The sequence below is a fragment of the Streptomyces sp. 2A115 genome (genome assembly GCF_052245575.1).
Lineage (GTDB): Bacteria > Actinomycetota > Actinomycetes > Streptomycetales > Streptomycetaceae > Streptomyces.
The window spans coordinates 1-10,305 of record NZ_JBQQCG010000157.1; the positions used below are offsets into that span (position 1 = coordinate 1).

2 pseudogenes are annotated in these 10,305 nt (G+C 71.9%); both read left to right on the forward strand.

What is annotated here, in order from left to right:
- Positions 1-173: 173 nt before the first annotated feature.
- Positions 174-7,217: pseudogene (locus ACTWQR_RS54460) on the forward strand (SDR family NAD(P)-dependent oxidoreductase); the annotation flags it as partial.
- A 108-nt stretch (positions 7,218-7,325) separates the two neighbouring features.
- Positions 7,326-10,305 (forward strand): annotated as a pseudogene (locus tag ACTWQR_RS54465) (type I polyketide synthase); the annotation flags it as partial.

Genomic DNA, 10,305 nt, shown 5'->3' on the forward strand with positions numbered 1-10,305 from the left:
TCCCCGCCGGATCCCAGCTCGCCCCGGTCGACCTGCCGACGTACGCCTTCGACCACCAGCACTACTGGCTCCAGCCGGCCGAGCCGGCGACGGACGCGGTGTCGTTGGGGCAGGCGGCGGCTGATCACCCGTTGCTGGGCGCGGTCGTCGGCATGCCGAACTCGGCCAGCTTCATGGCCACGTCGAACTGGTCGCTTCGGTCGCACCCCTGGCTCGTGGACCACGTGGTGTCCGGTGTCGTCCTGGTACCGAACACCGCCCTGGTCGAGCTGGCCATCCGGCTCGGCGACCTGGCCGCCGTCCCCGTACTCGACGAACTGACCGTCGACACGCCCGTGTTGCTGTCGCAGCGGGGCAGCCGTGCCATCCAGGTCGTCGTCGGCGAGCCCGACCGGACGCGACGGCGGTCGTTGGAGATCTACTCCCGTGCCACGGACGCGCTTTTGGACGCCCCCGCGGACGCACAGTGGACGCGGCACGCGCACGGCACGCTGGCTCCCGTCGGCGTCGGCGTGATCGCCTCGCATGCCGGGCCCGCCACCGAAGTCGCCCTCGACGGTGCCGCGCTGCGTGACGCGGACCGTTACGGAGTGCACCCCGCTCTGCTGGTCGCCGCCGTCCGGACGATCGTTCCCGACGGCATGGTCCCGTCCGTGTGGACCGGTGTGTCGCTGCTGGCGTCGGGCGCCGCCGCACTGCGGGTGCGACCGGGCGGGACGTCGGCGGCGGGAACCGGTCTGCACCTGACCGACACCACGGGGCGGCCCGTCATGACCGTCGAAGCGGTCCTTGGCACACCGTTCTCCGCCGAACAGGGCTCAATCGGCGGCGTGTTGCCGGACGACGCGCTGTTCCGCGTCGACTGGACGGAACTGCCGCTTCCCGCCGCGGACCGTTCCCTCGACGTCGTGACCGTCGCGACCGGCGAGGATGTCGCGGCCTCGGCCAGGTCGGCCAGGGCTGCTGTTCATCCTCCTGACGTCCTTCTGTACGAGGCCAAGGTCTCTGGCGCGGCGGGCGACCCCCGCACATCGGTCAACGCGGCGCTGGCCGTACTCCAGGCGTGGTTGGCGGAACCCGCTCTGGCGGAGACCCGGTTGGCCGTGGTCACCGGGGGCTGTGCCGAACTCGACGCGGCCGCGGTGTGGGGCCTGGTGCGCTCGGCACAGTCGGAGCATCCGGACCGGATCGTACTGGCGGACCTCGACGACGTCTCCCGGTCCGCTCTGCCGGCCTTGGTGCTGAGCGGCGAACCGCAGGTGCGGGTGCGTGACGGCGTCGCGGAGGTGCCGCGGCTGATACGGGTGCCGGTCCCGTCGCCCGGGTCGCCTCCCGCGGCCGGGCCGCAGCCGCGCACGCTCGACACCGCAGGCACCGTACTGATCACCGGTGGTACCGGAACGCTCGGTGCGACGACTGCCCGGCATTTGGTCACCGCGTACGGCATCCGCCACCTGGTCCTGGCCGGCCGTCGGGGCGAGGCCCCGGAACTGCACGACGAGCTGACCGCGCTGGGTGCGTCCGTCACCATCGCGGCCTGCGACGTGGCGGACCGGGTGCAGCTCGAGACGCTTCTGCGGGCGATACCGGCCGAGCACCCGCTCACCGCCGTGGTGCACGCCGCCGGAGTCCTGGACGACGGGGTGCTCACCGAGCTGACGCCGGAACGTGTCGACACCGTGCTGCGGCCGAAGACGGACGCGGCGCTCCATCTGCACGAGCTCACCCGGGACCTGGACCTTGCCGCGTTCGTGCTGTTCTCCTCGGCGGCGGGCGTGCTGGGCAACCCCGGTCAGGCCAACTACGCCGCGGCCAACGCCTGGCTGGACGCGCTGGCGCGGCACCGGCACCGCCTCGGTCTGCCGGCCGTGTCCCTCGCCTGGGGCTACTGGGCGACGGCCAGCGCCATGACGGAGCACCTGGGCGCCGCGGACCTGCGACGCAATCAGCGTATGGGCATGGTGGGTCTCTCCGCCGCCGAGGGAATGGCCCTCCTGGACGCTGCTCTGAATGGCTCCGCGAGTACCGACGCGGGCACCGCCGACATCCTGGTCGCGGCGAAGCTCGACGTGTCCGCCTTGCGGGCGGCGGTGGCCGCTGACGGTCCGGTCCCCCCGCTGCTGCACGGTCTGGCCCCGGCGCCGCGACCGTCGGCCCGGGCCACCGCTCCGTCCGGGCCGATGTCCCTGACGGAGCGCCTGGCCGCTCTGGGCGACGCCGAGCAGACCGAGGCCATGGTCGGCTTGGTGCAACGGTATGCCGCCGAGGTGCTCGGACACACCACCGCCGACGCCGTCCACGCCGACCGGACCTTCAAGGACGCCGGATTCGACTCGCTGACCGCGGTGGAGCTGCGCAACCGGCTGGCCGCGGCCACCGGGCTCACTCTGTCCCCGGCGATGATCTTCGACTATCCGAAGCCGGCGGCGCTCGCCGACCATCTGCGGGCCAAGCTCTTCGGCGGCACCTCGCACCGTCCGGCCGGGCCCGTTGCTCCCGCCGGGACGACCGACGAGCCGATCGCGATCGTGGCGATGGCCTGCCGCTTCCCCGCCGGCGTGCACAGCCCTGAGGATCTGTGGCGGGTGGTGGCCGACGGGGTCGACGCCGTCACCGAGTTCCCCGACGACCGGGGCTGGGACACCGACGGGCTCTTCGACGCGGATCCCGACCACCCCGGCACCACCTACGTACGCCATGGCGCGTTCCTCGACGACGTCGCCGGGTTCGACGCCGCCTTCTTCGGCATCTCACCGAACGAGGCGCTGGCGATGGACCCGCAGCAGCGACTGCTCCTGGAGACGTCCTGGGAGGCGTTCGAGCGGGCCGCGATCGACCCGACCACGCTGGCCGGGCAGGACATCGGCGTCTTCGTCGGGGTCAACAGCCATGACTACAGCGTGCGGATGCACCAGGCGTCCGGCGTCGAGGGATTCCGGCTCACCGGCGGCTCGGGCAGCGTCGTCTCCGGCCGCGTCGCCTACCACTTCGGCTTCGAGGGCCCGGCCATCACGGTCGACACGGCCTGCTCCTCCTCACTGGTGGCACTGCACATGGCGACGCAGGCGCTGAACCGGGGCGAGTGCTCCATGGCGCTGGTCGGCGGCGTGATGGTGATGGGCACCGTGGAGACCTTCGTCGAGTTCTCCCGGCAGCGCGGACTGGCGCCCGACGGCCGGTGCAAGGCGTTCGCGGACGGCGCGGACGGCACCGGCTGGTCAGAGGGCGTGGGGCTGCTGCTGGTGGAGCGGCTGTCGGAGGCCCGTCGCCGGGGCCATCACGTGCTGGCCGTGGTCCGCGGGTCGGCGGTGAACCAGGACGGCGCGTCGAACGGCCTGACGGCGCCGAACGGGCCGTCCCAGCAGCGGGTGATCCGCAAGGCCCTGGCTCAGGCCGGTCTGGGCACCTCGGACGTGGATGCCGTGGAGGCACACGGCACGGGCACGACGCTGGGCGACCCGATCGAGGCGGAGGCGCTGCTGGCGACCTACGGCCAGGAACGGCCGACGGACCGGCCGCTGTGGCTCGGGTCGGTGAAGTCGAACATCGGGCACACCCAGGCGGCAGCGGGTGTCGCGGGCGTGATCAAGATGGTCATGGCCATGCGGCACGGGGTCCTTCCCCGGACACTGCACGTGGACCGGCCGTCGTCCTACGTCGACTGGTCGGCGGGAGCGGTGGAGCTGCTGACCGATGCCCGCGCCTGGCCGCAGAACGGCCGTCCACGCCGTGCCGGAGTGTCCTCCTTCGGTATCGGCGGCACCAACGCGCACGTCGTCCTCGAAGCGGCACCCGACGATCAGCCGGCGACCCCCACGCCGGAGCCCACGCCGGAGCCTGCACACGAGTCCGGGCCGGAGCCGACCGGCGTCCCGGTGCCGGTGCTCGTGTCGGCGCGGACGCCCGCCGGTCTGCGTGGCCAGGCCGGCCGACTCGCCCGCTTCCTCGACGACCGGCCCGACGTGCGCCTCGCCGATGCCGCCCACGCGCTCGCCACCACGCGTGCCCAACTCGACCACCGCGCCGTCGTCCTGGCGTCCGACCGGCCCCAACTCCGCGCCGAGCTGAGTGGCTTGGAGCGTGCGACGGCGAGCCCCGCCGCCCTCTCCGGCACCCCGGTCACGGGCAGACTGGCCATCCTCTTCACCGGTCAGGGCAGTCAGTGGGCCGGCATGGGCCGGGAACTCGACGAGGCCTACCCGGTGTTCCGCGACGCTTTCGCCGCAGTGTGCACCGCCCTGGAAAAGCACCTGAACGGTCATTTGGCACGCCCGCTGCGCGAGGTGGTGTTCGCCGAGCCGGGATCGCCCGACAGCGAACTGCTCGACCGGACCATGTACACACAGAGCGCGCTGTTCGCCCTGGAGACCGCGTTGTTCCGGCTCTTCGAGTCCTGGGGAGTACGACCGGACCTCGTCGCCGGCCACTCGATCGGAGAGATCACCGCCGCGCATGTCTCCGGAGTGCTGGGACTGGACGAGGCGAGCGAACTGGTCGCCGCGCGCGGCCGGTTGATGCAGGCCCTGCCCGAAGGCGGCGCGATGGTCGCCGTCCAGGCGACCGAGGCTGACGTCGCACCCCTGCTCGAACGGGCGCGAGGCGCGGTCTGCGTAGCGGCGGTGAACGGCCCCGACGCGCTGGTGCTCTCCGGTGCCGAGGACGCCGTGCTGACCATCGCCGGCGAACTGGCGAGCCGCGGCCGCAAGACCCGGCGGCTGTCGGTCAGCCATGCCTTCCACTCGCCGCTCATGGATCCCATGCTCGACGAGTTCCGCACGGTCGTGGAGCGCCTGTCGTACCGGCCGGGTGACCTTCCCGTCGTCTCCACACTGACGGGCGATCCGGCCCGGGACGGACAGCTCGGCACCCCCGGCTACTGGGTCGACCAGGCACGGAACGCCGTACGGTTCGGCGACGCCGTCACCTCGCTGAGCGACCTCGGAGCAACGACGTTCCTCGAACTCGGCCCGGGAGGTGTCCTCGCCGCGATGGCGCTCGGCTCGCTCGGCGCACCGGAGCGGAGCTGCGTCGCCACCCTCCGCAAGGACGGCGCGGAGGCCACCGACGTCCTGACCGCATTGGCGGAACTGCATGTGCGTGGCGTGGCCGTGGACTGGACGGCCGTTCTTGACCTGCCGACCAAGGAGACCGGGGCCGACCTGCCCACCTACGCGTTCCAGCACCAGCGGTACTGGGTCGAGTCCGACGACGCCGCGACGGGTGGCGCGGAAGCCCTCGGCACCGTCGGCGCCCGGCACCCGCTGCTCGGCACTGTCATCGAAGTGCCGGGCGACGACGGCGGCAGCGGTGGCGTCCTGCTCACCGGACGCCTGTCGCCGCGAAGCCGAGGACGATTCCTCGGCCCGACGGCAACGTCGACGGACGGCACCACCGGGATTCCGGCCGCCGCGCTCCTGGAGATGATCGTCAGGGCCGGCAACGAGGTGGGCTGCGGCAGCCTCGAACAGGTCGTCGTCGAGGTGCCGTTGACGGTGCCGGAGCACGGCCACGCCCAGCTGCGGGTCTCGGTGGACGGGCCCGGCCCGGACGGCTGCCGCGGGGTCGCAGTCCACAGTCGTCCCCTCGACCCGGAGCGAGGCCCCTGGACGTGCCACGCCCGAGCAGTGCTCGTCCCCGCACTGCCGGAGCCTGCCTTCGACCTGCGGACCTGGCCGCTGCCGCAGCCCACGGACGGCGCCGCACTCCTCCCGGGAGCGCAGCGGGTGTGGCAGCAGGACGGACAGACCTTCGCGGAGCTCTCACTCCCTGACGAACTCATCGCTGACGCAACCGAGTTCATCCTCCACCCGGTGCTCCTCGACACCGCACTGCGCATCCTGGCCTCCCGTACCGTTGCCGACCTGCCCCCGGCCGACGGCGACCACCGCGACCGTGACCTGTCCGACTGCGCCGGTCTGGCGGTGTACGCGGAGGGCGCGACATCGGTGCGGCTGCGGATCGCACCGGCGCCGGACGGCCGCCATCTGCTGGAGCTCGCGGACTCGACCGGTGAACCCGTCGCGGTCCTGGGCCCGTTGACCCTGGCCACCACGTCCGGCGACGGCGCCGAAACACCCGCGACGACGTCGGACGAGCGCGACGCCTCCGATGCCGATGCCGATGCCGGTACGCGGACGTCGTCCGTCACCCTCACCCGTCGAGTGGTGCCACGGGGGGACGGGGCCGACGAAGCGATCGGCGACCGGTTGACCGGGCTGTCGGTCGCGGAGCAGCACCGTGTGCTGAGGGACCTGGTTCAGGAGAGCACGGCGGTCGTCCTCGGCCACCGCGAGTCGGACCGGCTCGACTTCGATGGGGAACAGTCCTTCAAGAGCCTGGGCTTCGACTCCCTCACCGCCGTCAAACTCCGCAACCGCCTGCACGACTTCACCGGGTTGACCCTGCCCAGCACGCTGGTCTTCGACTATCCGACGCCCACCCTCCTCTCTGCCCACCTGAGGGCCGAACTGCTGGGCGAGCGCCCGGCGTTGACCGTCCCGACCGTGGCGGCGGCACCGGTCGCCGACGAGCCGATCGCGATCGTCGGCATGAGCACTCGGCTGCCGGGCGGAGCGGACAGCCCCGAGGAACTGTGGAAGCTGGTCGTCGAACGGCGGGACGCGGTGTCCGGCTTCCCGCTCGACCGCGGCTGGGACCTCGAGGGGCTGTACCACCCGGATCCGGACCATCCGGGAACGAGCTACACCCGCTCGGGCGGGTTCCTCCACGAGGCCGCGCGGTTCGACGCCGGACTCTTCGGTATCTCGCCGCGTGAGGCGTTGGCGATGGACCCGCAGCAGCGGTTGCTGCTGGAGACCTCCTGGGAGGCGTTGGAACGGGCGGGCGTCGACCCGCTCTCCGCCAGGGGCGATGACATCGGTGTCTTCACCGGGATCGTCCACCACGACTATGTGACCCGACTCCACCACGTGCCCGAAGACGCCCAGGGCTATCTCATGACCGGTACGGCGGGGAGTGTGGCGTCGGGCCGGGTGTCCTACGCCTTCGGTTTCGAGGGTCCCGCGGTCACCGTGGACACGGCGTGTTCGTCTTCCCTGGTGGCGATGCATCTGGCCGCGCAGGCGCTGCGGCAGGGTGAGTGCTCGATGGCGTTGGCCGGCGGCGCGACGGTGATGGCCAGTCCGGACGCGTTCCTGGAGTTCTCACGGCAGCGGGGCCTGTCCGCCGACGGGCGGTGCAAGGCGTTCGCCTCGGCGGCCGACGGTACCGGTTGGGCCGAGGGTGTGGGTGTGGTGGTGCTGGAGCGGTTGTCGGTGGCGCGGGAGCGTGGGCACCGGGTGCTGGCGGTGCTGCGGGGCAGCGCGGTGAACCAGGACGGCGCGTCCAACGGCTTGACCGCGCCGAACGGTCCCTCGCAGCAGCGCGTGATCCGCAGAGCCCTGGACACGGCGGGCTCACGCCCACGGACGTGGATGTGGTGGAGGCCCATGGGACCGGGACGGCTCTGGGTGATCCGATCGAGGCGCAGGCGCTGCTGGCCACGTACGGTCAGGGCCGGGACCCGGAACAGCCGCTGTGGCTGGGGTCGTTGAAGTCCAACATCGGTCATACGCAGGCGGCCGCGGGCGTGGCGGGCGTGATCAAGATGGTCATGGCCATGGAGCACGGCGTCATGCCCTCCACCCTGCATGTGGACGCGCCTACGACTCAGGTGGACTGGTCGGCGGGTGCGGTGGAGTTGTTGACCGAGGCGCGGGAGTGGCCGCGCAACGGCCGTCCACGCAGGGCCGGGGTGTCCGCCTTCGGGGCCAGTGGGACGAACGCTCATCTGATCCTGGAGGAAGCGCCCGCCGTCGATCTGGAAGAGGTGCGGCAGCCGCCGGTGCCGGGTGGGGTGGTGCCGTTGGTGGTGTCGGCGCGGAGTGCCGGTTCGCTGGCGGGTCAGGCCGGTCGGCTGGCGGCATTCGTCGAGGGTGCCGATGGGGTGTCGTTGGCGGGTGTGGCGGGGGCGTTGGTGTCGGGCCGTGCGCTGTTGGGTGAGCGTGCGGTGGTGGTTGCGGGTTCGGGTGCGGAGGCGCTGGCTGGGCTGCGTGCGCTGGTGCGTGGTGAGACCGCGTCTGGTGTGGTGGCTGGTAGCGGGTCCGGTTCGGGTGTGCCGGGCAAGGTGGTGTGGGTGTTTCCGGGGCAGGGTTCGCAGTGGGTGGGGATGGGCCGGGAGTTGCTGGACTCCTCGCCGGTCTTCGCCGGGCGGATCGCGGAGTGCGCTGCTGCGTTGGAGCGGTGGGTCGACTGGTCGTTGGTTGATGTGCTGCGTGGTGATGTGGAACCCGGGTTCCTGGAGCGGGTGGATGTGGTGCAGCCGGCGAGTTTCGCGGTGATGGTGGGCTTGGCGGCGGTGTGGGCGTCGGTGGGTGTGGTGCCGGATGCGGTGCTGGGTCATTCGCAGGGTGAGATAGCGGCCGCGTGTGTGGCGGGTGCCTTGTCACTGGAGGACGCCGTTCGGGTCGTGGCCCTGCGCAGTCAGGCCATCGCGGGCGAGTTGGCCGGGCGGGGTGGGATGGCGTCGGTCGCCTTGAGTGAGGTCGAGGCGATCGCACGGTTGACACCGTGGGCGGACCGGGTGGAGGTGGCTGCGGTCAACGGCCCGTCGTCGGTGGTGATCGCCGGTGATGCAGGGGTGCTGGACGAGGTGCTGGAGGCGTTGTCCGGCGAGAACATCAGGGTGCGGCGAATCGCGGTGGATTACGCGTCGCACACCCGGCATGTGGAGGACATCCGGGACACGTTGGCCGAGGTGCTGGCGGGGATCGCGGCGCAGGTGCCGGTGGTGCCGTTCTACTCGACTGTGACCGGCGACTGGGTTCAGGATGCCGGTGTTCTGGACGGCGGCTATTGGTACCGGAACCTGCGTGGTCAGGTGCGCTTCGGTCCTGCGGTTGCCGACCTGCTGGCGCAGGGGCACGGCGTGTTCGTGGAGGTCAGTGCGCATCCCGTCCTTCTTCAGCCGATCGCCGAGATCGTCGATGCGGCGCAGGCTGATGTGGTGGTGACGGGCTCGCTGCGGCGGGAGGAGGGTGGTCTGCGGCGGCTGCTGGCGTCGATGGCCGAACTGTTCGTCCGGGGTGTGGCCGTGGACTGGACGGGTGTACTCCCCGCCGGATCCCAGCTCGCCCCGGTCGACCTGCCGACGTACGCCTTCGACCACCAGCACTACTGGCTGGGCGAGGCGGAAGCGACCGCCGACGCCGCCGACGCTGCCAGAGGCGCGGACTCCGACTTCTGGGCCGCAGTCGAGCAGGCCGATCTGGGCTCTCTCACAGAGCTGCTGGAGTTGGCGTCGAGCGACCAGCGCAGTGCCCTGAACACCGTCGTTCCCGTGCTGGCGGAATGGCGCGGCAAGCGCCGCGAGAGGTCGACCGTGGAGAAGCTGCGCTATCACGTCACCTGGCAGCCTCTCGAGCGCGAAGCAGGTGGCGTGCCGAGTGGGCGCTGGCTGGTCGTCGTACCGTCCGAGCGTCCGGACGACACGGGGACCGACGCCCTCCTGGCGGAACTGGCCGGTCAGGGACTCGACATGGTCCTGCTGGAGACCGGCGAATCCGACCGCACCCGGGAGCGGCTCGGCGAGCGGCTGACCGACATCCTGGCCGCGCACGACCTGACCGGCGTGCTGTCCCTGTTCGCCCTGGACCAACGGCCGGGAAGCGGCCCACAGGACCCGACCGCGATCGTGGCGTCGACGCTCGCGCTGATCCAGGCCCTGGGGGACAGCGACGCCACCCCACCCCTGTGGTGCCTGACCAGGGGCGCGGTGAACATCGGCATCCAGGACACCCTCACCGCACCGGCCCAGGCGTCGCTGTGGGGCCTCGGCCGCGCCGCAGCGCTCGAACGCCTCGACCGGTGGGGCGGTCTGGTCGACCTGCCCGCCGTCACCGACCCGCGCACGGTCCGGTACCTGCTCGGAGTGCTGAACGCCGCGGCAGGTGAGGACCAGCTCGCGGTCCGGCGATCGGGCGTGCACACCCGGCGGCTGGTCCGTAAATCCGTACCGGAGTCCACCGGCGACGCCCGCTGGCAGCCCCGGGGCACGGTCCTGGTGACCGGCGGCGCCGAAGGGCTCGGCAAGCACGTCGCGGTCTGGCTCGCGCTGGCCGGCGCCGACCGGCTCGTCGTCACCACCACCGCGCACGCCCCCGACCGCAGTGTGCCCGAACTGCGCGCCGAACTAGAGGAGTTGGGCCTCGTCACCACGGTGGAGTCGTGCCACGACTCCGACCGGGACGCGATCGCGCGACTGGTTTCCGCGACCGCCCCGGAGCAGCAGCTCACGGCCGTGGTGCA